We start from the raw sequence: 24,062 nt of genomic DNA, 5'->3' as shown, positions 1-24,062 counted from the left end.
GATGCTCCGCGTGAGTGCCCCAGCCTGGAAGTGGTTCGCGGCCGCCGGAGCCGCCGTGCTGCTGCCGTTCGCCGTCGCCTGGCCCCTGGGCGGCCTGGAGGACGCGGGCGAGAACGCCGCGAAACCCATCACCATGGGCCAGCGGGTGAAGGGCCACCGGGTGGACGTCGTCCCCAGACGCGCGGGTTTCGTGGCCAAGGAGCGGCTGGTGACGCTCGACCTGGATGTCGCGAACGTGAGCCCGATGCCGGTGGATCTGACGACCGTCTTCCTCTCCTTCGACGTCAAGGTGGACGGCCGCGCGCTCGACCCGGTCATGGACCAGAAGGAAAACGTCATCCTGCGCGACAAGAGCGCGAAGTCCTTCCAGCCTGGCATGCCCGAGCAGGTGCGGTTCACCTGGCAGCTGCCCGAGGGCGTGGCCGACGCGCGGCGCATCAGCGTGGCCGTGCACGACGCGATCTACCAGCCGAGCTGGTCGTTGCTCGGCTACAGCTCGGGCACCTCGCTCTGGTACAAACAGGGCGTCGTGGCGACCCTGGAGACCGGGCTGGAGCGGGCATGAGGCGGGTCCTGGCCGGGGTGGCGCTCGTGGTGGCGATCGGCGTCGCGCAGCGGCTGATTCCCGACGCGGACCGCATCTACCAGCCGATCGCCTCCCATGGCGGGATGAAGGAGGACGTGGCGGCTCCGCCGTACACGTTGCGGGTGGACGGGGTGGAGCTCGGGCGGACGCTGACGGTCGGCGAGGAGCGCAAGACCACGCAGGGGGTCTGGGTCGTGCTGCGGATGACCGGGACGGCCACCCAGGAGGCCGTCCGCATCGGCGACGCCACGCTGGTGACCAGGGACGGCACCCGGTACGGAGCCTCCGACCGGCTGCTCGGCTTCGACTTCGCCCAGCTCGAACCGGGCATTCCGCGCTCGGGCTCGCTCGCCTTCGAGCTGCCCTGGGCGTCGGCTGAGGGCGCGGTGCTGCACGTCGACCAGGGGGTGATGGGCGCCCTCGGGCCCGCAGTCGACATCGACCTGGCCGTGACCGGCCTGCAGCCCAAGGACACCGTGATCGTGGAGCGGTCGGAATGAGGCACCTGAAATACGGGCTGGGGCTGGTGGCGGCCGTGTGCGCGCTGGTGGCCATCCAGGTCGGGCCGAAGCTGGAGCACACCGACTCCCCCGTCGAATCCGGCCGTTTCGCCGGGTCCACGTGGCGGTTGATCAGCCTGGAGCCCGCCACCAGCGACCGGCAGCTTCCGCCGGGAACGAAACCGCTGACCGCGGTGATCGGCGTGACCCCGGGCGACGCCGCGGCGAGCACGTCCATGGCCAAGGGCTGCGACGCCTCGGTGCGCGACGGCCGCGACCGGATCTGGGGCCCGGCCAGCGGGGTCACCGGGCGCGAAGCCGTCTCGACCCTGTGCACGAAGCTGGACAAGAAGTACAAGGCCGTGCTCGCCACGCCTGGCGTGGAGGTGACGTGGCAGGCGTCGTTCGTGGTGCCCGCCGACGCGGTCAGCTCGTTGCTGGTCGAGGTGCGGCTCGACGGCGTCCCCGACTTCGTACGGCTGGCGCCGCCTGCGCCAGCAGCTGGAATGCGGCCGCCAGCAGGCTGATGCGCAGCACCTCGTAGACGGCGGTCACGCCGAACTTGATCGGCCCGTGCCACACCGTCCACCAGTCGGCGTCGTGCGGCCCGGCCAGCCTGGTCACGCCGATGAACGCCCAGTCGCGGGCCACCGTGAGCACGACGTAGCACAGGCAGAAGCCGAGGAAGAAGATCGGCCCCGCGCGCAGCACCAGGCGCACGCCGTTGAGCATCGGCGTGTATTTGCCGCGAAGGTCGCGTGAGACGAACTCGGCGGCGTTCCGCACCGGGGCGGGAACGCCGTTCCACACCCGCTCGGCGCGGGCGCTGGAGACGGCCGCCGCGTCGCTGTCCATCTGCCTGCCGTACACGACCGCCGCGATGGTCAGCCAGATCAGCGGCATCAGCAACGCGTCCTTGGGCTCGGGCAGCACCAGGCCGACGGCGTCGCCGACCGGCCCGAGCACCGCCCCGACCGCGTCGCGCGCGCCCACCCAGGCGGCCCTGGAGGTCACCCAGTCGACGCGCGCGGAGATGAACACCTCCACGCTGACGACGGCGAAGAACATCCACATGGACTCGAACACCGTCGTGAGCAGGCCGAGCAGGGCCTTGCGCGTCCGCTCGTAGGCCTTCTCGAAAGCGACCCTCACTCCGAAGGCCGCGGCGGCGATCGCCGAGGTGACGACGAGCGGATCGAACTCGAGGTTCTTGATCTGCTGCACGCCGAAGAGCTCCTGCGCCAGGATGCTGTATTGCTGCACGTCGCCAGCGAACAGCCCCCACGCGCCGTAGAAGGCGATGAACGGCAGCAGCGTGTGCGCGATCACCGCGCCCAGCCGGTCACGCCCCTGCCCCTCAGCCGCGCCGTCCACGGTCTGCGGGGTGAGCACCCGCAACATCGCGACATAAGCGGCCAGCGTGGCCAGCACGGCCAGGCTCATCACCGCGAAACCGAGGTATTTCCTCGGCCCCGCCACATCTCCCACGTAAACCGCGCAGAGCAGGACGAGATCATGCACGACCCGGCCCGCCGTGTAGAAGAACGCCAGGGGCAACACGTTACGGGCCGCGAGCGAGAGGGTTCGCAACGGCAACATCACCGATGGATGCTACAGGTAGGCTCCGACATCGTGCTGATTCTGCTGCCGCCCTCGGAGGGCAAGGCGTCCGAGGGGAACGGTCCAACGCTCGGCGAGCTGTCCTTCCCCGCGCTGGACCGCTCGCGCAAGCGCACGGTGAGCGCACTGGTGAAGGCCTCGCGCCGGCGCGACGCGCTCGACGTGCTCGGGCTGTCGCCCGGACTGGCCCCCGAGCTGGCCAAGAACGTCGTGCTCAAGACGGCACCCACGCTGACCGCCGCCGAGCTCTACACCGGCGTCCTCTACGACAACCTGGGGTTGGCCACGCTCGACGACGAGGCGCTGAAGCGCGCCGAGGAGCGGCTGCTGATCTTCTCCGGGCTGTGGGGAGTGCTGCGGATCACCGACCGGGTCCCGCCGTACCGGCTGTCCATGGGCGTCACGCTGCCGCCGCTGGGCGGGCTGGCCGCCTTCTGGCGGCCGTCGATCACCAAGGAGCTGGACCGGCTGCCCGGTCTGGTGGTGGACATGCGGTCCGCCACCTATGCGGGGGCATGGAAGCCCGGCGACCGTTCCGTGTCGGTCCGGGTGTTCCAGAACGGCAAGGTCATCAGCCACATGGCCAAGGCGACGCGCGGCGAGCTCGCCCGCGCGCTGCTGGTCAGCGGCGCGACGCCCGCGACGGCTCCCGAACTGGCCGAGGCGCTGGCCGACCTGGGCTTCGCCGTACGGCTGGGCCAGCGGCCCGCGCCGGCGCGGCCGTGGACCCTCGACGTGGAGACCGGCCACTGACATCGTGGTGGCCATGACCACCCTCCAGAACCGGCCGAACACCGCGCTCCTGGTGCTCGACCTGCAGAACGGCGTCGTCGAGGGCGCCTACGAGCGCGACTCCGTGGTCGCCAACGTCGCGACTCTGGTCGAGCGGGCGCGGGGCGAGGGGGTGCCGGTCGTCTGGTTCCAGCACTCCAACGAGCACCTGGTCAAAGGGGGCGACGCCTGGCAGATCGTGCCCGAGCTCGTCCCCGGCGACGCGGAGCCGGTGCTCGGCAAGCTGTACAGCGACGCGTTCGAGGGGACGTCGCTGGAGTCCGTCCTGGCTGGGCTCGGTGTGGGGCGGCTCGTGGTCGTCGGCGCGCAGACCGACGAGTGCGTACGGTCGACGCTGCACGGGGCCATCGTGCGCGGTTACGACGCGACGCTCGTCAGCGACGCGCACACCACGGAGGACCAGACGGAGTGGGGCGGGCCGCCGCCCGCCGTCGTCATCGCGCACACGAACCTCTACTGGACCTACCACACGGCCCCCGGACGGAAGGGCGGCACGGCCGAGACCAAGAACGTCTCCTTCGACGCTTCCTAGTCAGGAATTCTTGTCAAGACGGGCGATGAGCCCGTCGATTCCGTCGAAGATGCGCTCCAGGCCGAACCTGCGGCCGTTGTCGTCGAGCACGTCGCCGGTCTCCGCCATCGCCTTCCTGAGGTGGGGGAAGCGCGCCCCGTGCCTGGCCATGAGGTCGCCGATGGTCGCGGCCACGCTGTCGTCCGCTGACCACGGCTGAGTGCCCGCCGCGGCGGTCGACTGCGTGTTGCGCACGTGCGCGAACACCAGGAACACCGACGCCATCCGCTCACCCCCCGTCAGAGGCGTCTCCGACAGCGCGCTGACGGCCGCGTCGGTCCAGCCGACCTCGTTGGGACCCATCACCCGGTTGCCCACCGTGACCATCGGCAGCCACGGGTGCCGCTCCCACGTCCCGGCCAGCAGCCTGGTGAACTCCTCCAGCTTCGGCCGCCATCCGCCAGAAACGCCGTCCAGTCTGGGCGGCTCCCCCACCGCCGTGTCGATCATCACGGCCATGAGCTCGGCCTTCGTGGCCACGTGGCGGTAGAGCGACATCTTGGTGAAACCGAGGTCGCCCGCGACGCGCTGCATGGACAGGGCGGGGATGCCGTCGGTGTCGGCGACCTCGATGGCGGCACGGGCGATCGCCTCCAAGCTCAGCGCGGGCCGCGCCTTCTTCGCCTGGTGCTCCTCACGGTCCCAGAGCAAACCTTCCGTCGCCATGCCGTCCTCCTCGGGGTTGCCAACCGGATCACGTTGTGTCTACCGTACACCTTGTGTCCGACGGACACTCAAGCGTCCCAGAGAGACAAGGCTGGAAATGGCTACCAAGATCTTCGTGAACCTGCACGTCAGCGACCTCGGCGCGGCCATCGACTTCTTCACCAAGCTGGGCTTCGCCTTCGACACGAACCTGACCGGGGAGGAGGCGGGCTGCATGATCATCGACGACGGCATCTACGCGCTGCTGGTCACGGAGCCCTTCTTCCGTACGGTCACCGGCAGGGAACCCGTCGACACCGCGACGGCGCAGGAGGTGGCGCTCGCGCTGGAGCTCGACAGCAGGGAGCGGGTGGACGAGCTGGCCGACGCCGCCGTCGCCGCCGGCGGGACGGTGGCGGGCGAGACGCAGGACGAGGACTTCATGTACTCGCGCGGCTTCCGCGACCTGGACGGACACCTGTGGAACGTCCTGCACATGCCCCTTTAGGGCACCTTAAACATTCCGTAAGCGCCCTCAGCGAGTCTTACGGCACATCAACGTTCCGAACTTTCCGAAGGAGAACGAAATGCGCAAGCTCAAGCTCCAGGTGCAGGTCAGCATCGACGGCTACATGGCAGGACCGAACGGCGAGATGGACTGGATGGCGTTCCCCTGGACCGACGACATCTCCGCCCACGTGGCCGGGCTCTGGGAGGACGTCGACTGCATCGTGCTGGGACGCAAGCTGGCCGAGGGCTTCATCCCCACGTGGGCGGCCGGGCCGGAGGGCGAGACGCAGGAGTCCATCGACAAGATGAACGGCACGCCCAAGGTCGTGATCTCCAACTCGCTGACCGAGTCGCCTTGGGAGAACACCGTGGTCGCGGGCGGCGACCTCACGGAGACGATCACCAAGTTGAAGGACCAGGAGGGCGGGGACCTCATGGTGTGCGGCGGAGGGACCTTGGTCGCCGACCTGATCGCGCGCGGGCTGATCGACGACCTCCACCTGTTCGTCAACCCGACCGCGATCGGGGCCGGGATGCCGGTGTTCCCCAGCACGGGCGCCAACCACCCGTTCCGCCTGGTCTCCACCACCCCCTTCACCTGCGGCATCACCGCCCTCCACTACACCCCCGCCACCTCCTGACCCCGGTGGGGCCTCAGGGAGCGATGAGCGCCGCGAAGGGGATGGTGAGGCGAATGGGAAGCTCCAGCACGAGCTCCTCCGTGTGCACCTCATGCAACCGGTACTCGGAGGCCACGGCATCCAGGTGAAACTCTCTGACCTCGAGGACCTGGTACTTCTCGTCGAGGATGAAGAGCAGGTAGAGCGGGATCGCGGCGGCGGCGTACTGGGCGCGCTTGTCAGTCAGATCCTCACGTACGGTGCCAGGCGACGAAACCTCGACGACCGCCAGCGTTTGCGAGGCGTCCGGCTTCTGCGCCGGATCGTCCTGGCACTTGTAGACCACCACGTCCGGGCGACGAAAGGTGAATCTGGGAACCCTCCAGAGCACCACGTCGATGTCGGTTTCAACACTCAGACAGGGCCCAGTCCTGGGACGCGCCGCTTCCAAGGCGTTGGCGACGCGTCGAGCGATGCGATGGTGTCGCGGAGCCGGCGACTCGCATTTGATGACATGACCATGTACGACTTCGATGCTTCTACCCACATCTTCTGGCAGCGCCCGGTATTCAGCCTCGCTCATGACGTCCGGGAACGAATCAAACCACGATGGTGTTGCCATGCCCCTCTCCCCGTATGAGTCGGAAGCCGTCTTCGGGCGCGTCAGTGACGGTTAACCCACTATCGGCCACGCCACAGACCCGCTGTACACATTCTCACCGCGCGTGACGCCTCGGGCGCGAAGAGCGCCGAAAGACAGTCCTTGCGGAGCGAGGGCCTCTTCCGAGGCGGAGCCCACGCCAAGAAACACAGCCCGGAGCCTATTCGTGCGGAGCACGTAAGAGCGAAGGCCCATGCGAAAGAGGCCCGCGCCCCGGAACCGGGGTGCGGGCCTCTTTCGTGGAAAACGTCAGTCCAGGTAGTCGCGCAGAACCTGCGACCGCGACGGGTGCCGGAGCTTGGACATCGTCTTCGACTCGATCTGCCGGATGCGCTCGCGCGTCACCCCGTAGACCTTGCCGATCTCGTCCAACGTCTTGGGCTGCCCATCGGTCAGGCCGAACCGCATCGACACGACGCCCGCCTCCCGCTCCGACAACGTGTCGAGAACGGAGTGCAGCTGCTCCTGCAACAACGTGAAGGAGACCGCGTCGGCCGGCACGATGGCCTCGGAGTCCTCGATGAGGTCTCCGAACTCGCTGTCGCCCTCCTCACCCAGCGGGGTGTGGAGAGAGATCGGCTCGCGACCGTACTTCTGGACCTCGACGACCTTCTCGGGCGTCATGTCCAGCTCGCGGGCCAGCTCTTCCGGCGTGGGCTCGCGGCCCAGGTCCTGCAGCATCTGCCGCTGGACGCGGGCCAGCTTGTTGATCACTTCGACCATGTGGACCGGGATGCGGATGGTCCGCGCCTGGTCGGCCATGGCCCGGGTGATCGCCTGCCGGATCCACCACGTGGCGTAGGTGGAGAACTTGTAGCCCTTGGTGTAGTCGAACTTCTCGACGGCGCGGATCAGACCGAGGTTGCCCTCCTGGATGAGGTCCAGGAAGAGCATGCCGCGGCCGGTGTAGCGCTTGGCCAGCGAGACCACCAGGCGGAGGTTGGCCTCCAGCAGGTGGTTCTTGGCCCTGCGGCCGTCCTCGGCGATCCACTCGAGCTCGGCCCGCACGTCGACGGGCAGCGCGTCGGAGTCGCCGCCGAGCTGCTCCTCGGCGAACAGACCCGCCTCGATGCGCTTGGCGAGCTCGACCTCCTGCTCGGCGTTGAGTAGGGGGACCTTGCCGATCTGCTTCAGGTAGTCCTTGACCGGGTCGGCCGTCGCACCGGCGGCGGCGACCTGCGCCACGGGGGCGTCATCGTCGTCGTCGGAGAGGATGAGGACTTCTTCCTCGGCGACCTTGGCGACCGCTTCCGGCTTCGGCTCCTCTTCGGAGTCGTCGTCGGTCTCGGTCTCCTCGACCACGACGTCCTCGACCACGACGTCTTCGACGTCGATGTCCTCGAGGTCTTCCAGCTCGACGTCGCCGTCGAGCTCGATGTCCTCGTCGTCGACCCCTTCAGGGGACTTGGGCTTGGTGTCGGCCGGGCCCGAGTTGTTCTCGGTTCCGGCCTTCTTTGCAGGAGCTGCCGCCTTCTTGGCCGCTGGCGCGGCCTTCTTGGCGGGGGCCGCCTTCTTGGCCGACTGCTCGGCCTCCGCTGCGCCGACGACCGCTGTCACGGTCTCCGGCTGCTGCTCCTTGGCGGCCGCTGCGGTCTTCGTCTTGACGGGGGCAGCGGTACGGCGCTTTGCTGGTCCTCGGGACTTCTTCGGTGCCGCCGAATCCGCGGCGGTCACCACCACGGTCACGCCCTCTTTACTGAGGTTCCGCAAAAATGCGGCGGCGTGCGACATCGGAATGTCCGCCTCCTCGAAGGCCTGGCGGACATCCTCAGACTCGAGGAAACCCTGCGAGCGCCCACGCTCGAGGAGCCGCTGAATGACGGGCTCGTTCAGCTCAGATGGCTTCGAGCGAGTCGAACTTGCAGGCGACACGAACACCTCTCGAACGAACGCGTGGCGACAATGGACCCAGATGCCCCGCTGGGGGGCAGTTGCCTCTCTTGGAGTGTGTGCAGACCGTGTCCAGCATTCTGACACGACCCAGCACTCCGTAAGGCCACCTCCCGGCGGTTGACCTCCACCCTAGGCCGACCCAGACAGTAGTGCGTACGGAAGCGCGGCACTGATACCCGAAAGCAACCCTTATGACTGTTTCATTCAGTCACTCTTCGTGGCAGGAGGAACGTGAATGGCGAGCGCCGTGACGTCGTCATCCTGCTCATATCCCGACAACATGCGGTCAACCAGGAAGTCCAGCAACATGTGCGGACTACTCACCACCTCAGGCGGCGCTTCGGTCACAACCGAGCAAAGTTCCGCGAGTCCGGCATCCAGCCCGCGCTTCCTGTTCTCCACGAGACCGTCGGAGTAGAGCACCGCGGTGTGACCGGGCGGGATCACGAACCGGAACTGCCGCCGCGAGGTCGGCCACCCCAGCGGGGTGCCCGGCTCGGTCTCGGCGAGCACGGCCGTGCCCTGAGGCGACACCAGGACGGGCGGCGGGTGACCGGCCAGCGCCAGCGTGCCCTCGCCGGTGCCCGGCTCGACCACCATGTACGCCAGGGTCGTGACCTGCTCCTCCTCCTCGGTCGCCTCGAAGACCCGGTCGAGACCGGTCAGCACGGCGGCTGGAGGCGGGTTGGTCAGCGCCAGGGCCCGCATGGCGTTGCGGATGCGGCCCATTCCGGCGGCCGCCTTGACGCCCTTGCCCATGACGTCGCCGACGACCGCGGCGACCCGCCCGTCCTGGAGGACGAACGCGTCGTACCAGTCGCCGCCGACCTGCACGTGACGGCTGCCCGAGCGGAAACGCTGGGCCAGCATGAGGCCCTTGACCACCGGCAGGCGGTCGGGCAGCAGGCTCCTCTGGAGCGTCTCCGCGGTCTTGTGCTCGCGCTCGAACAGCGTGGCTCGCTCCACGGCGAGCGCGCACTGCCCGGCCAGCGCCTCCAGGAAGACGCCGTCCTCGGGCGAGATCTTCTGCGGCCTGGTGAACGAGAACCGCAGCGCGCCGAGCGCACGGCCAGCCGCGAGCAGCGGCAGGCCCACCCAGGCCCGCTCGTCGCTGTGCTTGAGGAAGCTGGTGAGCGCCTCCTCGTCGCCGCCCACGTCGAGCAGCTGCGCCTTGAGCGAGTCAGAGGACTCGGCGAAGACCGGCCGCCGGCTGTTGACCGCCATCGTCATCACGCTGGCGTGCGAGAGCGGGATCTCCTCGCCGGACGCGCCGGGAATCTCCGGCATGGCGCCGCCGTTGACCACCTTCAGCGCCGCCCTGTCCTGGTCGAGCAGGGCGACGGCTGAGCGGTCCGCGGCCAGAGCCGTGCGGCCGACGTCGATGATGACCTGGACCACCTGCTCGACCGTCAGCGCCTCGGCCAGCTGGGCCGTGGCGCCCTGCAGGCGAGCCGTACGGAGGGCGGCGGCGCCGAGCTGGTCGGTCAGCCTGCCGCGCATCTCCTCGGCCTCGCGCTGCGGCGTGACGTCGGTGTTGGCGCCCACCCACTCGACCACCCGGCCATGCCTGATGATCGGTACGGCACGCACCTCGAAGTGGCGGTATCCGCTGGCTCTGGTGCGTACCCGGTAGTTCCACTCGAACATGGCGCGGCCGCGCAGCGCCTCGCGCCACACCTCCTCGGTGTGCTGCCGCTCGTCAGGATGGACGGCGTCCAGCCACCCGTGCGCCAGGTATTCCTCCAGCCCCTGGCCGGTGATCGCGCGCCACTGCGGCGCGTCCTCGACCACGGCGCCGGTGGGCGAGGTGATCCACACCAGCTGCGACTGGGCCTCGACCAGCGAGCGGTAACGCTCCTCGCTGCGGCGCAGGTCTTCCTCGGTCTGGCGGCTCTCCGTCACATCAGCACCCACGAGCGCGATCGCCAGCAGCTCGCCCTTGTCGCCATGGATCGGCGAGAACGACATCGACCAGTGCCTCGTGTCGCCCTCGGCGCCGCGCACACGTACGCGCCCCTCGGTGACCGGGCCGTCGCTCTCGATGACGGACTGCACCGCGTGCGTGACGACCTGGCTGAGGTCGGCGCCGAGCACGGCGTTGGGCAGATGCCCGGTGAGCCGTTCGGCGGACACGCCGACGACATCGGTGAAGACCTCGTTGGCCCGCTGGAAGCGGCCCTCCGGGTCGAAGAAAGCGAAGGCGAACTCTGCCTCCGACAACAGGCCCTTGAACAGGCCGGAGTCTGAGATGTCCACACCCGACTCCCGAGGACGGGGGACGGAGGTCTCGGCGCTCATGGTCGGCACCTCCGTCGCGTGCCTGGGTCTCCCACGCGGCACATCTCCATAACTATGTTTCGGCGTAGCGCAGCTCCGGGCGACCGGATTCTGCTGTACATCATCGGCGATGGGCATGCGCGGACGGAAGCCCCGGCCGCCATACGGTCAACGCATCCTGTCAAAATCGCTCCACTGTGCGCAGCAAGATCACGCTACTTGGCCTTCTTGGCCGCCTGTTTCGTCTCACGGACCTTGATCAGACTGCCCGCGTCGACGACGTCGGCGACGGAGCGGAAGGAACCTTCGTCCCCATATGCCCCCGCAGCCTCGCGCCATCCGGGAGGCTGGACACCAAGTTGCTTGCCGAGCAGGGCAACGAAGATCTGCGCCTTCTGCTTGCCGTACCCGGGAAGGTCCTGCAGCCTTTTGAACAGGTCTTTGCCGTCTTTCGCGTCCGACCAGATCTGCTCGGGCCGCCCGCCGTAATGCTCGACGAGGTAGGCGGCCAGTTGCTGCACGCGCCCGGCCATCGACTTCGGATAGCGGTGAACGGCAGGCTTCTCCGCCAGCAGCTCGGCGAACTTCTCCGGGTCGTAGGAGGCGATCTCCTCGGCCGTGAGGTCGTGTCCGAGCCGCTCCGAGATGGTGTAGGGGCCCGTGAACGCCCATTCCATCGGGATCTGCTGATCGAGCAGCATGCCGACGAGCAGGGCGAGCGGACTCCGGTCTAGCAAGTCGTCTGCCTCGGTCCGCTGGGCGAGCTGGATGCGCATGAAACCAGCTTCGCACGAAAGGCCTTCGGAAGAAGCGAACACAGACGGCAAGGAGGGTTGACACTCGCCCGAGAACCGATGGAATGAGAGCGCGAGTCTCCCATGCGTCCATTCCTGGGGGTTTGCCCTGGGTCACCAGAGGAATCTCTTACCTATGCTCGCTCTGGCCACACGCCTCAGCAGGGAGTCCGTCAGCCTCAGGCTGGCCGAGGAGTTCCTGACCGTCTCCGTGGACACGATCGACCGCTGCGTGGCCGACGTGTGCGCGTGCGCCGAGCATCTCGGCATCGATGCCACGCCAGGCATCGTCGAACGCATCGCCCGTGAGCACCTGCTCGCCATCGTGAACTCCGCGCCTCCGCCGCGGATTCCCCGATAACATCGGTCACCAGGCTGCGTTCTACGCACCAGTTTGGCCCCTAGCGCGGCTAAGCGGGCGCGACATCCAGATCAGCATGCGAGAGAGTGAGGGCGTGCGCCGACACCGACGAGATCCCCGGGAGAGCACCCCGCCAGACGACGTGTTCCAGGAAATGGTGCAGGCGGCGCGCGAACTCCTGGCAGTGCGCAGCCCGCTCGACGCCGAGCTGATGGTGTCCGACATGATCGGCGCCTGGTGGGGGCGGCGCGTCAGGGGCGGAGACGTGGAGCAGGTCCTCGGCGAGGGCCTGGTCGACTACGCGGCCAAGGCGGGCACGCCGGCGTCGTTGACGCTGCTCATCGCGCTGGCCTATCTCGGCACGGCCAGACAGGGGGCCAAGGCGGAGGGCGCGGCGCTGGCGCTCATGGAGTCCGGCGTGGCCAGGCCGGGCTGGGCCGACCGGGTGGGCGCGGTCAAGCCGACCGGCTGTTACGTCTCCCGCGACGCCTATGGCGACCAGGACACTGTTGTGTGCACGTTCGCCTATTCGGGGCTCGACCGGCACGCGCTGGTCATGGTGGTCGACTACAACATGCGCGGGATGGCGCGCGACGCCTGGGTGTCCTCGGAGGTCGAGAAGCTGCTGGAGCAGGCGCGCGCCGAGGCCGAGGCCAACCCGATGCTGCTGTTCGAGGAGATCGAGCCGCAGCAGGCCAGGGCGCTGCTGGAGTCGGCGATGAAGGCCACGGGCGAGCCGAAGACGCCGCCGCCGGTGAGCGACAGCTACAGCGCCTACCACGCGTTCGCCCGCTCGCGGCTCAAGGCGCTGCCGCCGGGGCGCAAGCGGCCCGCTCCCCTGCACATCGAGGCCCCCTACAGCCGGGAGCGGCGGGCGATGCTGGCGGCCGAGTTCCTGGCCTCCGACGCGGCCGAGCACCTGTCCGACCCGTCGGCCGCCTCGCGGTGCGCCGACCACATCATCGACTACGGCTGCGAGCAGGACTTCTCCCGGCCGCTGCGGGTCTCCCCCACCAAGTGCGAGACGTTCCTGCTCGACTGGCTGCCGCGCAAGGTCATGTTGTCGGCCGCCGAGCAGGAGGCGATGCCGCACGTGCTGTCGGCGTGGGTGCGGTTCGCTGCCCGCCGTACCGGGCTGCCGGAGCAGGGGCTCAAGGCGACGCTCGACGGGGTCTGGGAGGCTACGGCCAAGTTTCCTGAGGCTTATCACGATCCTGCCTCGCTGGGGCTGGACCAGGGGCTGCTGGACCGGCTGCTGCCGGACGGGGACCTGTCGGCGCTGGCCAGGCGGGTGTTCGCTTTTCCGTATCTGCAGGGGACGCATGGGGACATCGACCTCGATCTGCTGAACCCGGCTGACGAGGCGGACCGGCGGACGTTGCTGGAGATCGACCACGTGGTGGAGCACGGGCGGGCGGACTACGAGGAGCATCTGGCGTGGCATGAGGAGATCGCTTCGCGGTTGTGGGAGGGGGATCCGCCGCAGATGTGGGAGGCGGCGCAGCGGCTGCTCGACCTGGGGCATGATCGGCACGACGTGTTGCATGTGTTGATCGAGATCGCTGAGCGGATCGGGGACGATCCGGACGAGCTGGCGTCGGCGCTGGATGACATCGCTGACATTCCGGACGAGTTTTAGGGGGTACGGCGGGGCCGGGTTTCGCACCACTCGCCGTCGTCACTGCGGTCTGTCCGATCCACGGCATTCGGGCGTGCGGGCTGGGCGCCGTCACATCCCCGTGTCGCCCCTGGAACACCCGCCCTTCCGGCTGGTCGCCGTCCGCGGCCTCGGGCTGGTCGCCGCACACGTTGCGCCGAGCTCCGCCGTACCACCTCTCGCCGACCCGGCGCTTGGAAAAGCTCGGTGATCGAGAGGCTTGTGTTTGAAAGGCCTGTGATCGCTCCGCCGTACAAGGGGAAGTCCTACCCGTCATCATGGGGGGATGCAGATCGACCTCAATGCGGATCTGGGCGAGGGTTTCGGCGTCTGGCGGCTCGGTGACGACATGGCGTTGCTCGACATCGTCACCAGCGCCAACGTCGCCTGCGGGTTCCACGCCGGCGACCCCGTGACGATCCGCCGCACCTGCGCCGCCGCCGTGGACCGCGGGGTGGCGATCGGGGCCCAGGTGTCCTACCGCGACCTGGCGCACTTCGGGCGCAGGGAGATGGACGTCGAGCCCGAGGAGCTCTGCGCCGAGGTGCTCTACCAGCTCGCCGCCGTCGACGGCATCGCGCGCGCCATGGGCGGGCGCGTGGCCTACGTCAAGCCGCACGGCGCGCTCTACAACCGCATCGTCCGCGACCCCCTCCAGGCGCAGGCCGTGGTCGAGGCGGTCGCCGACTACGATCCCGCGCTGCCGCTGCTGACCCTGCCCGGCTCCGCCGTACACGCTGCGGCGGCCAGGGAGGGCGTCGAGACGGTTGCCGAGGCCTTCGCCGACCGCGCCTACACCCCGGCGGGCACGCTGGTCCCGCGGCGCGAGCCGGGCGCGGTGATCCACGATCCCGCCGCCGTGGCGGCGCGCGCGGTGCGCATGGCGGTCGAGGGTACGGTCACCGCCGTCGACGGCACCGAGGTGCCGGTGCGGGCGCGCTCGATCTGCGTGCACGGCGACACCCCTGACGCGGTACGGCTCGCGCAGGGGGTGCGCGACGGGCTCCTGGCCGCCGGCGTGGTCCTGCAGGCCTTCGCATGACCCGAAGCACGACCGGAGGCACGGCTGGGGGCACGACCATTCGGAGGACGGGCGAGCACGGGCTGCTGGTGGAGACCGGCGCCCTGGAGGTGTCGCACCGCCTGGACGCCCTCCTGCGCGCCGCGCGTCCCGAGGGGGTCGTCGAGATCGTCCCAGGCCCTTCGACGGTCCTGGTGGTGGCCCCTGGGGCCGACCCGGGCCGCCTGCGCGCCCACCTGGCCACCGCGCTGGAGTCCGCGATCCACCCGGTGACGTTCCAGGACAGTGCGGCCGCCCTGGTGACCGTGCCTGTGGTCTACGACGGCGCCGACCTGGCCGACGTGGCGGCCGAGACGGGGCTGTCCGTGGACGAGGTGGTCGCCAGGCACACCGGGTCCGAGCTGGTGGTGGGGTGGCTGGGGTTCGCGCCGGGCTTCGCCTACCTGACCGGGCTCGATCCCGTCCTGCACCTGCCGCGCCTCGACACCCCGCGCACGTCGGTGCCGGCGGGTTCCGTGGCGATCGCCGGGCCGCACGCCGCCGTCTACCCGACCGCCTCGCCCGGCGGGTGGCGGCTGCTGGGCCGTACCGACCTGCGGATCTGGGATGTCCGAGCGGATCCGCCGTCCTTGTTCCAGCCGGGCACCCGCGTGCGATTCGAGGTCGCATGATCGAGGTGCTCGCGCCCGGTCCTTACACGACCGTGCAGGATCTGGGCCGTCTCGGCTACGCCCACCTGGGGGTTCCGTGCTCCGGCGCCGCCGACGCGCCGAGCCTGCGGCTGGCCAACCGGCTCGTCGGCAACGCCGAGGGGGCCGCGGGGCTGGAGCTGACGTTCGGCGGCGCTGTGCTGCGCTTCGCGGACGCGGCGTGGGTGGCGCTGGCGGGCGCGGCCTGCCCGGTCTCGCTGGGCGGCATGAACGCGCCGTTCTGGGTGCCCGCCGGGTACGAGCTGCGGTTCGGCAACCCCCCGCACGGCCTGCGCACCTACCTCGCCGTGCGCGGCGGGATCGCGGTGGAGCCGGTGCTGGGCAGCAGGTCGACGGACTCGCTGTCCGGTCTCGGGCCGCCGCCGCTGCGCAAGGGAACGGTCCTTCCCGTGGGGACGGCCTCCCTTCCGATCACCGTGGACGTCGCGCCGGTCGCCGTGCCGGGGCCGCCGGTGCTGCGGGTGCTGGCCGGGCCGCGCGACGACTGGTTCGTCCCGGACGCGCTGGCCGCGCTCTGTGCGCGGCCGTACGAAGTGAGCCAGGACAGCAACCGCGTCGGCGTACGGCTGCGCGGCGCGCCGCTGGCGCGGGCCCGCGAGGACGAGTTGCAGAGCGAGGGCATGGTCGCCGGGGCGATCCAGGTGCCGCCGAGCGGGCAGCCGATCGTGTTCCTCGCCGACCATCCGCCCACGGGTGGCTATCCGGTCATCGCCGTGGTCTCGGTCGCGGACCTGCCGGTGGCCGCCCAGCTCAGGCCTGGGGACGAGGTGCGTTTTCGCCCAGCCTGAGCAGCGCCCTGTCGAGCTCCTTCGTGGGGACGTCCTCGAACAGGTCGAGGTCTCCCTTGGGTTCCCAGACTCCGGCCACGTGGCCGCGGTAGATCACCACGGGTGAGATCCAGCCTGCCGTACGGCTCACCTTGGGGCGGGCCTCGGGGGCGATGAGCGGTTCGAGCTTGCGTGGCGCGCCGAGGATGTACTGGTCGAAGCCGGGCAGCAGGTGGACGCGACCGTCGGGCTCGGCCGCCGCGAGGTCGTCGAGGTGTTCCTTGAGGGCCAGGAGCTTGGTGCCCTGGGCGTCGACCTCGGTGAGCTCGGGGGCCAGGCCGTTGAACCAGGCCTTGAGCACGCTCTTCTTGGCCACGCCGCCGAACAGCCAGGTGTCGAACATCTCCATCGTCGCGGGGCCGTGGGCGGCGAGGAACGCCCTCGCGACGCGGACGCCCGCCTCCTCGTGTGGGGGGAGCTCCTCCGGCCACCGCGGGAGCCAGTCGCGTGGGCTGGCGAAGGTGACCTTGCCGTCCCTCGGGGGGCCGTAGCAGAGCTCGCCGAGGCGGCTGAGGGGTTTGAGGAGGGCGCCCCAGCCCGAGGTGAGGGCGTCGCGCAGGTGCTCGTCGCCGGTGACCTCGACGACGGCGTCGACCAGCTCTTCCCTGGTGAGGTGGTTTTTGGAGAGTGCTTGGGGGACGGCTTCGATGATCGCGCCGATCTCGGCGGCGGTGACGCCGTGTCCGCGTTGCCAGGAGCCTTTCTCCCAGGCTCGCAGGGTGGCCAGGGCGGCGCAGTAGTCGGGGAGCTGGTCGGCGGGGAGGAGGTGGAGGGTGCCACGCATGAGCCACGTCTTGACCAGGGTGCGGTCGTGCCACAGGGGTGTTTCCGTGTCCGCGTCGGGGGTGCGCAGTGCGATGGCGTGCCTGGCCGACGAGGCCACCTGCGCCTGGACCCCGCACAGCCTGCGGGCCACCTCCACGGCGTTTGCACCGTCACCGGCGGTCACGAACTGGCGGTCCAGCCGCCAGGCGAATATCTGCTCCCACGTCACTTTCACGCAACCCTTCTACACCTTCCCTCCGACACTCCACGCGGCCCCTCCGGGGGGTGAGGTCCTTTGGGGGTGGGGGGTTGGGGCTCCTGGGCGTGGGGTGGTGGGGGTCGTGGGAGTCGTGGGGGTCGTGGGGGTCGTGGGGGTCGTGGGGGTCGCGGGGTGGTGAGGGTCGCGGGGTGGTGAGGGGCGTGGGGTGGTGAGGGGCGTGGGCGTGGGAAGGCCCCCGGACAGCCTCGTGTCCGGGGGCCTTCAGAAACGCGCTGGTCAGCCGGTGAAGCCGATGTCCTGGTACTTCAGGTCGTAGAAGCCGCGAGCCCCCACGTTCGCCAGCGTCTGCTTGGCGGCCACGTTCTGCGGCCGCTGGTACAACGGCAACACGTTGACCTCCTGCCAGATCAGCTTGTCCGCCGCGTTCGTGTCAGCGATCGCGCCCTTCGGGTCGAGGTTCGCCCCCGCCTTCTGCATGGCCGCGTCGATCGCCGCCGACCCCGTCCGGCCGAAGTTGGCGTTCCAGTTCTTCCCGTCAGGCGAGTTCGCGTAAATGCCGTAGCTGCTCGAAACCGGAAAAGGCGTCCCAATGTACGAAAAGGGCGTCATGTCGAAGTTGCCGGGAATGACGTACTTGGTGAAGAAGTCATCGCTGGGCACCGCCTGGATGGTGATCTTCACCCCCAGCGGGGTGAGCATGTTCTGCACCAGCTCCCCCTCCGACTTGCTCGCCTGCACCCCCGACGGCACCACGAACCGCAGGTTCAGGTCCTTGCCGTCCTTACGCCGCACCGCGCCGTTCATCTTCCACCCGGCGGCGTCCAGCATCTGCTTGGCCTTCTCGGCGTTGTACACCCCGAGCTCACCCGCGTTGTCCTGGTAGCCCTCCTGCGTGTTCATGAAGAAGTGATTGTTCAGCAGCGTGATCGGCCAGTTGAGCCCCTGCAGGTCGCTCTGCGCGATCGCCTGCCGGTTGATGCCCAGCTGGATCGCCTGCCGCACGTTCACGTCCTTCAACATGTCGCTCGACCCGTTGAAGGTGAAGTGCCGGAAGTCGGGCCCTGCCGCCTGCCGTACCTGACCACCCGCCGTGGCGTTGGCGCGCGCGTAGTCGGGCGCGGAGACGTTCAGGTCGACCAGGTCGAGCTCGCCGTTGGCGAACGCGCCGATCAGCGAGTCCTGCTCCGAGGCGCGGTAGATGATCTGGTCGAGCTTGGCCTTGTCCCCCCACCAGTTGTCGTCGCGGACGATCGTGATCGTCTTGGCCGTCTGGTCGAAGCCCTTGAACTTGAACGGCCCGGCCGTCACCGGGATCTTGTTCAGCCAGTCCTTGTTGAAGGTGTCCGGCGACTCGTTGGTGGACTTCGGCAGCAGCGGCCCGAACAGCGACTGCCAGTCGCCGAATGGCTTGGCGAAGGTGACCACGACCTCGTAGTCGTCCTTGCCCTTGGCCACGCTCTCGATGTCCTGGTAACCGGTGGTCGAGGCGACGTGGAAGTCGTTGTTCTTGCCGTTCAGCGCCTTCCACTGGGCCTCGTAGTCAGCCCAGGTGATCGCCTCGCCGTTGGACCACTTGCCCTTCGGGTTGAGCGTGTAGGTGACGACCTGCTTGGGCTCGGTGGCGGTGATCTTGCCGTCGACCAGGTAGTCGGGGTTGGCCGCGATCTCCGCCTTCTCGTTGGAGACGAACGGCTGCGGCAGCAGCGCGTTGCTGACGACGGCCGCCATGGCCAGGTTGCCGTCGACGTGGTTCCTGTTCCACTGGGTCGGGAACTCGTTGATCCCCCAGCGCAGCGTCCCGCCGTCCTTGACCTTGTCGCGCGGCTGCGGGTTGATGTCGTACGCCTTGCCGGCCGCGCCGCCGCCGCCGGAGCCGCCACCGCTGGTGCCCCCGCTGTCACCGCCGCCGCCACCGCAGCCCGCCAGGGCGAGCGAACCTGCCACGGCGACCGCCATGGCGAGACGGGATGCTTTCACAATTCCTCCTGCTTTAAGGGACGACTTCGAGCTTTCCGGCGTAGTGGCAGGCCACGCCGTGGTCGGTGTCGAGTTGCCGGATGTCGGGCTCGACGTCCACGCACGCGGCCTGCTCGCCGTCGGTGAGAGTCCTGAATTTCGGGCAGCGCGTGCGGAAGCGGCAGCCCGAGGGGGGATTGGCCGGGCTCGGGAGGTCGCCTTCGAGGAGGATGCGCTTCCTGGAACGTTCCTTCTCCGGGTCGGGGAGCGGGATCGCCGACAGCAGCGCCTGCGTGTAGGGGTGCATGGGCGCGTCGTAGACCTGGTCGACGTGGCCGATCTCGGCGATGCGGCCGAGGTACATGACGGCCACCCGGTCGGCGATGTAGCGGACCACGGCCAGGTCGTGCGCGACGAACAGGTACGACAGGCCGAGCCTGGCCTTCAGCGAGTCGAGCAGGTTGACCACGCCCGCCTGGATCGACACGTCGAGCGCGGACACCGGCTCGTCCAGCACCACCAGCTTGGGCTCCAGGGCCAGCGCGCGGGCGATGCCGATGCGCTGGCGCTGGCCGCCGGAGAAGTCCTGCGGGTAGCGGGCGGCGTGCGTGGCGTCCAGCCCGACCAGGCGCAGCAGCTCGGAGATGCGGCGGCCCGGCTTCCTGACGCCGTGGGTGCGCAGCGGCTCGGCGAGGATGTCGTAGACGGTCATGCGCGGGTCGAGCGAGGCGAGCGGGTCCTGGAACACGACCTGCATGTCGCGCCTGATCTCCATGCGCTGTGGCGGGCCGATCTTCGAGGTGTCGCGGCCGAGCACGACGATCGTGCCCTCCTGCGGCTTGACCAGCTCCAGGATCTCCATCAGCGTCGTGCTCTTGCCGCAGCCGGACTCGCCGACCAGCCCCAGCGTCTCGCCCTCGCGCACGTCGAAGCTGATCCCGGCGACCGCGTGCACGGTGCCGACCCTGCGCTTGAACACCGACCCCTTGAGCAGCGGATATTCCTTGACGAGCCCGTCCACCTCCAGCACGACCTGGCTGTCGGTACGGCTGCGCCGTTCCTGCCCCTGCGCCGGGGCCTCGTGCTTGCCCGGCACCCTCGGCCGCACGTCGGGCCAGCGGATGCAGGCCGCCTTGTGGCGCGGCCCGACCTCCTCCAGCACCGGCTCGACCTCGACGCACGCCTCGATCGCCATCGGGCAGCGCGGCTCGAACGGGCACCCGGGCGGCAGCGCGGCCGGCGAGGGCGGGTTGCCCTCGATCGGCGTGAGCGGCACCCGCTCGCCCTGGTCGAGCCGCGGGATGGAGCCGAGCAGACCCACGGTGTACGGCATGCGCATGCGGTAGTAGATGTCGTCGACGTCACCGACCTCGACCGGCCGCCCCGCGTACATGACCAGGACGCGGTCGACGAACCCGGCCACGACCCCCAGGTCGTGGGTGATCATGACGATGCCCGCGCCCGTCTCCCGCTGCGCGGTCTTGAGCACCTCCAGGACCTGCGCCTGGATCGTCACGTCCAGCGCGGTCGTCGGCTCGTCGCAGATGATCACGTCGGGGTCGTTGGCGATGGCCATCGCGATCACCGCGCGCTGGCGCATGCCGCCGGAGAACTCGTGCGGGAAGGCCTGCGCGCGCTGCCCCGGGTTGGGGATGCCGACCAGGTCGAGCAGCTCGACCGCCTTGACGGCCGCCTGCTCCTTGGTGACCTTCTGGTGGATGCGCACGGCCTCGGCGATCTGGTCGCCGACCCGGTAGACGGGCGTGAGCGCGGACAGTGGGTCCTGGAAGACCATGGAGATCGTCTTGCCGCGGAAGGCGGTCAGCGTCTTCTCCGGCGCGCCGATCAGCTCCTTGCCGTGCAGCTTGACCGACCCGGTGACCTCGGCGTTCTGCGGCAGCAGCCCCATGACGGCCGCCGAGGTGACCGACTTGCCCGACCCTGACTCGCCGACGATGCCGAGCACCTCGCCCGGCCGTACGGCATAGCTGACCCCGCGCACGGCGCGCACGGGACCGAAGGAGACGTTGAGGTCGGTGACCTCAAGAACCGGTTCTGTCATGAGACCTCCTTCGTCGGCCTCATGACAGAAAGGCCGTGCTTACTTGTGACCTCACTCCGTTCGGTCATGCGGAGGCCCTCTTGGCTGTCGGGTCGAACGCGTCGCGCAGCGCGTCGCCGATGAGGTTGACGGCGAGCACCGTGATGATCAGCAGTCCCGCGACGAACCAGAACGTCCAAGGCGCGTAGACCGCGGTCTTGGAGCCGTCGGCGATCAGCGTGCCGAACGAGACGTCAGGCGGCTGGATGCCGAAGCCGAAGTAGGACAGCGACGTCTCGGTCAGGATCGCCGCGCTGACGTTGAGCGTGGCGTCGACGACCAGCAGCGACGACAGGTTGGGGATCACGTGCCTGAAGATGATCCGCATCGGCGAGACGCCCATGAACCGCGCCGACTGGATGAACTCCCGCTGCTTCAGCGAGATCGTCATGCCTCGGACGATCTTCGAGGTGACCATCCACAGGAACGCGGCCAGCATGAGCACGAACAGCAGCCACTGCCCGTCGGCGAACAGCGGCGACATGATGGCCAGGATGAGGAACGCGGGCAGCACGAGCAGCAGGTCGACGCCCCAGCTCAGGCTGCGGTCGGTCCACTTTCCGAAATATCCGGCGAAGGCCCCGACGACCGCCGCGAGGGCGGTCGAGATGAGCGCCGCGAGCAGGCCGACCACGAGCGACTTCTGCATGCCGCGCAAGGTGACCGCGTAGACGTCGGCGCCGGTCTGCAGGGTGCCGAACCAGTGCGCGGACGACGGCGGCGACAGGAACGCGGCGAAGTCCTTGTCGGTGTAGGTCCACCGGCTGAACAGCGGGCCGACGAAGGCGAGCAGGAACATCAGCACCAGGATGGCGAACCCGATCTGCCCCTGGCGGGAGCGGAAGAACCGCCCGGTGACCACCCTGATCCTGGACGGCGCCTTGGGCTCGTCCTCGATCACGGTCAGCTCTTCCGCGAGCTGCTCCTCAGGCATGGTCATCGGGTCACCCCACTCTCACGCGCGGGTCGAGCGCGGCGTGCAGCACGTCGGAGGCCAGCGAGGCGACCAGGATGATCACCGCGGTCAGGAACGCGATGGCCGCGACGGTGTTGACGTCGTTCTTGAAGATCGAGTTGATCAGCTGCTCGCCCAGGCCGTGCCAGCCGAAGATCTTCTCGGTGAACGTGGCTCCGGTGAGCAACGAGCCGAAGGTGAAGGCGAAGTAGGTGACGATCGGGATCAGCGCGGTCCGCAACGCGTGCTTGATCAGCGCCTGCCGCTTGCTCAGTCCCTTGGCGATGGCCGTGCGGATGAAGTCGGCGCCCAGGACGTCGAGCATCATGTTGCGCTGGTAGCGGCTGTAGACGGCGACGAGGCCGACGGACAGCGAGATCGTCGGCAGGATGAGGTGCTGCAGCCGGTCGACCAGCGAGCTCCAGAAGCCGCCGTCGAAGCCCGCGCTGGTCTCGCCCTGCACGTAGACGAGGTCGAAGCCGATCGCCTGGTTGAGGTCGGTGCCCCAGAGGATGAGCATGTTGGCGAGCACGACGGTCGGGATGGCCAGGATGGCGAACGACATGCCCGTCGAGATCCGGTCGAACCAGCCGTACTGCCTGACCGCCGCGTAGGCGCCGATGAAGACGCCGCCGATGCTGCCGACGAACAGTCCGATGAAGATCAACCGCAGCGTGACGCCCGCGCGGCGCTTGAGGTCCTCGTTGACCGAGGTGCCGTCGACGGTCTTGCCGAAGTCGCCGTGCAGCACCCCGCCCGCCCAAGTCATGTAACGCTCGAACAGCGGGGTCTCGTCGTTGAGGTTGAGCGCTGAGAGCGTGGCGTTGACCACGGCAGGCGACGGCGGAGGGTTGCGCCCCGCGTAGTTGGACCGCGGGTCGAGCGCGCTGGCGGCGAGCATGTACGCCAGACTCGATGCGACGATGACCAGCACGACATAGTTGATCAGCCTGCGGACCAGGAACCCCGCCATCTACACCTCCCTCTCCAGGCACGAACTGTAGCCATAGTGCTACACCATGTAACCATCAGGGGATGGCGAAGCGTCAAAGCAGGGTCTTGATATGCCCGTGATCTTTAGTTTTGAACGTTCACAATGCCGCTGGACGAGATCGCTTTCGAGGAGGAGCATCGGAGCGTGATCCGTACCCTCGAAGCCGAGTTGTTCCAGGCCGCCGGAGCCCAGGTCGGCGAGGGGCCGGCGTGGGACGTCCGCCACGACTGCCTGGTGTGGGTGGACATCACCGCCGGGCTCGTCCACCTGACCGACGGCCGCTCCTACGACGCGGGCACCCACGTCGGCGCCGCGCTCCCCACCGAGGGCGACGGCTGGCTGCTGGCGACCGCAGAAGGCTTCGCCATGCTGGACGAGGACGGCACGGTCACGCCGCTGCTGGAGTTCGTCGAACCCGGCCTGAGGTGCAACGACGCCAAGTGCGACCCGTCCGGTAAGGCGTGGGTGGGGACGATGTCCTACACCGAGGCCCCTGGCGCGGGCAGCCTCTACCGGCTGGATCCCGGGCCGTCGGTCACGCCCTTCCTGTCCGGACTGACCATCAGCAACGGCATGGACTGGTCACCGGACGGCGCCACGATGTGGTTCACCGACTCGGTCACCCGGGTGGTGACGGGCTACGCCTACGCCGCGGGCGAGCTCGGGGCCGCGGTGTCCCGGCTGGAGATCGACCCTTCGTACGGCATGCCGGACGGCTTGTGCGTCGACGTGGACGGGTGCGTGTGGGTGGGGTTGTGGGGCGGGGGCAGGGTGCACCGCTACACGCCGGACGGGCGGCTGGACACGGTGGTGACCGTACCGGCCTCGCAGGTGACGAGCTGCGCGTTCGCCGGGTCCACGCTCTACATCACGAGCGCCGTGCACCGCCTTCGCGAGCCAGAGCCGCTGGCCGGAGGCCTGTTCACGATCGAGACCAGCACCCAGGGCCCACCGGCGACCCTCTGGAAACCCTTGCGCTGACGGCCCTGCGGGGCTCAAATATGAACGTTCATAATTGGGGTCTTC

General features: G+C 69.0%; 24 protein-coding genes. 13 read left to right on the top strand and 11 right to left on the bottom strand.

Translation table 11 applies throughout. From position 1 onward, the window contains the following. The first annotated feature begins 10 nt into the window (after positions 1-10). From ACIBG8_RS30420 to ACIBG8_RS30410, 3 genes are read left to right on the top strand one after another with little or no spacing between them, the layout of a single operon-like run. On the top strand, positions 11-565 hold the full coding sequence (locus ACIBG8_RS30420) for a hypothetical protein (protein WP_397346446.1): 555 nt from the start codon (positions 11-13) through the stop codon (positions 563-565). Then, positions 562-1,086 (top strand): hypothetical protein, encoded by a 525-nt coding sequence (locus ACIBG8_RS30415; RefSeq protein WP_397346445.1) that lies wholly within the window; start codon positions 562-564, stop codon positions 1,084-1,086. Before ACIBG8_RS30420 ends, ACIBG8_RS30415 begins: the two co-directional genes overlap by 4 nt. After that, on the top strand, positions 1,083-1,613 hold the full coding sequence (locus tag ACIBG8_RS30410; RefSeq protein WP_397346444.1) for a hypothetical protein: 531 nt from the start codon (positions 1,083-1,085) through the stop codon (positions 1,611-1,613). The genes ACIBG8_RS30415 and ACIBG8_RS30410 overlap by 4 nt, the downstream gene beginning before the upstream one ends. Here the strand turns inward: ACIBG8_RS30410 and ACIBG8_RS30405 are convergent. Then, positions 1,513-2,685 carry a hypothetical protein gene (locus ACIBG8_RS30405; protein WP_397346443.1) on the bottom strand — a complete coding sequence of 391 codons (1,173 nt, stop codon included), beginning with the start codon at positions 2,683-2,685 and terminating at the stop codon, positions 1,513-1,515. The genes ACIBG8_RS30410 and ACIBG8_RS30405 overlap by 101 nt on opposite strands. A 33-nt stretch (positions 2,686-2,718) precedes the next feature. On the opposite strand from ACIBG8_RS30405, the gene ACIBG8_RS30400 reads away from it, so the two are divergent. Together ACIBG8_RS30400 and ACIBG8_RS30395 are read left to right on the top strand one after the other, a co-directional pair. Then, complete coding sequence (locus ACIBG8_RS30400; protein WP_397346442.1) at positions 2,719-3,459, top strand: YaaA family protein; 741 nt, start codon at positions 2,719-2,721, stop codon at positions 3,457-3,459. A gap of 13 nt (positions 3,460-3,472) precedes the next feature. Continuing rightward, positions 3,473-4,030, top strand: a complete 558-nt coding sequence (locus ACIBG8_RS30395; protein WP_397346441.1) for an isochorismatase family protein — start codon at positions 3,473-3,475, stop codon at positions 4,028-4,030. Here ACIBG8_RS30395 and ACIBG8_RS30390 read toward each other — a convergent pair whose 3' ends face one another. Then, a complete protein-coding gene (locus ACIBG8_RS30390; protein ID WP_397346440.1) occupies positions 4,031-4,735 on the bottom strand; it encodes a TetR/AcrR family transcriptional regulator in 705 nt (234 codons plus the stop codon). A 97-nt stretch (positions 4,736-4,832) separates the two neighbouring features. On the opposite strand from ACIBG8_RS30390, the gene ACIBG8_RS30385 reads away from it, so the two are divergent. Then, complete coding sequence (locus ACIBG8_RS30385) at positions 4,833-5,222, top strand: VOC family protein (RefSeq protein ID WP_397346439.1); 390 nt, start codon at positions 4,833-4,835, stop codon at positions 5,220-5,222. A gap of 79 nt (positions 5,223-5,301) precedes the next feature. After that, a complete protein-coding gene (locus ACIBG8_RS30380; protein WP_397346438.1) occupies positions 5,302-5,865 on the top strand; it encodes a dihydrofolate reductase family protein in 564 nt (187 codons plus the stop codon). A gap of 13 nt (positions 5,866-5,878) precedes the next feature. On the opposite strand, the gene ACIBG8_RS30375 is transcribed toward ACIBG8_RS30380, so the two are convergent. From ACIBG8_RS30375 to ACIBG8_RS30360, 4 genes are all read right to left on the bottom strand, one after another. Next, positions 5,879-6,466 (bottom strand): Uma2 family endonuclease, encoded by a 588-nt coding sequence (locus tag ACIBG8_RS30375; RefSeq protein ID WP_397346437.1) that lies wholly within the window; start codon positions 6,464-6,466, stop codon positions 5,879-5,881. A 288-nt stretch (positions 6,467-6,754) separates the two neighbouring features. Further along, complete coding sequence (locus tag ACIBG8_RS30370) at positions 6,755-8,377, bottom strand: RNA polymerase sigma factor (RefSeq protein ID WP_397346435.1); 1,623 nt, start codon at positions 8,375-8,377, stop codon at positions 6,755-6,757. Positions 8,378-8,602: 225 nt separating this feature from the next. Next, the gene (locus tag ACIBG8_RS30365) at positions 8,603-10,696 is read right to left on the bottom strand and encodes a SpoIIE family protein phosphatase (protein ID WP_397346434.1); all 2,094 of its coding nucleotides are present in this window, start codon (positions 10,694-10,696) and stop codon (positions 8,603-8,605) included. 194 nt (positions 10,697-10,890) lie between these two features. Beyond that, complete coding sequence (locus tag ACIBG8_RS30360) at positions 10,891-11,451, bottom strand: HhH-GPD-type base excision DNA repair protein (protein ID WP_397346433.1); 561 nt, start codon at positions 11,449-11,451, stop codon at positions 10,891-10,893. Positions 11,452-11,605: 154 nt separating this feature from the next. Between ACIBG8_RS30360 and ACIBG8_RS30355 the strand changes: the two genes are divergently transcribed. The 5 genes from ACIBG8_RS30355 to ACIBG8_RS30335 all read left to right on the top strand — a co-directional run bounded on the left by ACIBG8_RS30355 (position 11,606) and on the right by ACIBG8_RS30335 (position 16,006). Next, a complete protein-coding gene (locus tag ACIBG8_RS30355) occupies positions 11,606-11,830 on the top strand; it encodes a hypothetical protein (RefSeq protein WP_397346432.1) in 225 nt (74 codons plus the stop codon). A gap of 154 nt (positions 11,831-11,984) precedes the next feature. Then, positions 11,985-13,469, top strand: coding sequence for a hypothetical protein (locus ACIBG8_RS30350; protein ID WP_397347802.1), 1,485 nt, complete (start codon positions 11,985-11,987; stop codon positions 13,467-13,469). 304 nt (positions 13,470-13,773) lie between these two features. Further along, positions 13,774-14,529, top strand: coding sequence for a LamB/YcsF family protein (locus tag ACIBG8_RS30345; RefSeq protein WP_397346431.1), 756 nt, complete (start codon positions 13,774-13,776; stop codon positions 14,527-14,529). Beyond that, the gene (locus ACIBG8_RS30340) at positions 14,526-15,179 is read left to right on the top strand and encodes an allophanate hydrolase subunit 1 (RefSeq protein ID WP_397346430.1); all 654 of its coding nucleotides are present in this window, start codon (positions 14,526-14,528) and stop codon (positions 15,177-15,179) included. The genes ACIBG8_RS30345 and ACIBG8_RS30340 overlap by 4 nt, the downstream gene beginning before the upstream one ends. Beyond that, positions 15,176-16,006 carry a biotin-dependent carboxyltransferase family protein gene (locus ACIBG8_RS30335; protein ID WP_397346429.1) on the top strand — a complete coding sequence of 277 codons (831 nt, stop codon included), beginning with the start codon at positions 15,176-15,178 and terminating at the stop codon, positions 16,004-16,006. Before ACIBG8_RS30340 ends, ACIBG8_RS30335 begins: the two co-directional genes overlap by 4 nt. Here ACIBG8_RS30335 and ACIBG8_RS30330 read toward each other — a convergent pair. From ACIBG8_RS30330 to ACIBG8_RS30310, 5 genes are all read right to left on the bottom strand, one after another. After that, on the bottom strand, positions 15,969-17,045 hold the full coding sequence (locus ACIBG8_RS30330; protein ID WP_397346428.1) for a winged helix DNA-binding domain-containing protein: 1,077 nt from the start codon (positions 17,043-17,045) through the stop codon (positions 15,969-15,971). The genes ACIBG8_RS30335 and ACIBG8_RS30330 overlap by 38 nt on opposite strands. A 261-nt stretch (positions 17,046-17,306) precedes the next feature. Continuing rightward, the gene (locus tag ACIBG8_RS30325; protein ID WP_397346427.1) at positions 17,307-19,007 is read right to left on the bottom strand and encodes an ABC transporter family substrate-binding protein; all 1,701 of its coding nucleotides are present in this window, start codon (positions 19,005-19,007) and stop codon (positions 17,307-17,309) included. A gap of 13 nt (positions 19,008-19,020) precedes the next feature. Continuing rightward, on the bottom strand, positions 19,021-21,048 hold the full coding sequence (locus ACIBG8_RS30320) for a dipeptide ABC transporter ATP-binding protein (RefSeq protein WP_397346426.1): 2,028 nt from the start codon (positions 21,046-21,048) through the stop codon (positions 19,021-19,023). Between the two features lie 64 nt (positions 21,049-21,112). After that, positions 21,113-22,027, bottom strand: a complete 915-nt coding sequence (locus ACIBG8_RS30315) for an ABC transporter permease (protein WP_397346425.1) — start codon at positions 22,025-22,027, stop codon at positions 21,113-21,115. A 4-nt stretch (positions 22,028-22,031) separates the two neighbouring features. Further along, complete coding sequence (locus ACIBG8_RS30310) at positions 22,032-23,015, bottom strand: ABC transporter permease (RefSeq protein ID WP_397346423.1); 984 nt, start codon at positions 23,013-23,015, stop codon at positions 22,032-22,034. A gap of 165 nt (positions 23,016-23,180) precedes the next feature. Here ACIBG8_RS30310 and ACIBG8_RS30305 point away from each other — a divergent pair, with 165 nt between their 5' ends. Then, positions 23,181-24,017, top strand: a complete 837-nt coding sequence (locus ACIBG8_RS30305; protein ID WP_397346422.1) for an SMP-30/gluconolactonase/LRE family protein — start codon at positions 23,181-23,183, stop codon at positions 24,015-24,017. Positions 24,018-24,062: the final 45 nt, after the last annotated feature.

It is taken from the genome of Nonomuraea sp. NPDC050556 (assembly GCF_044457355.1).
Classification (GTDB): domain Bacteria; phylum Actinomycetota; class Actinomycetes; order Streptosporangiales; family Streptosporangiaceae; genus Nonomuraea.
The sequence above is the reverse complement of the archived record's forward strand: the minus strand, read 5'-3'. Positions and strand labels throughout refer to the sequence as shown.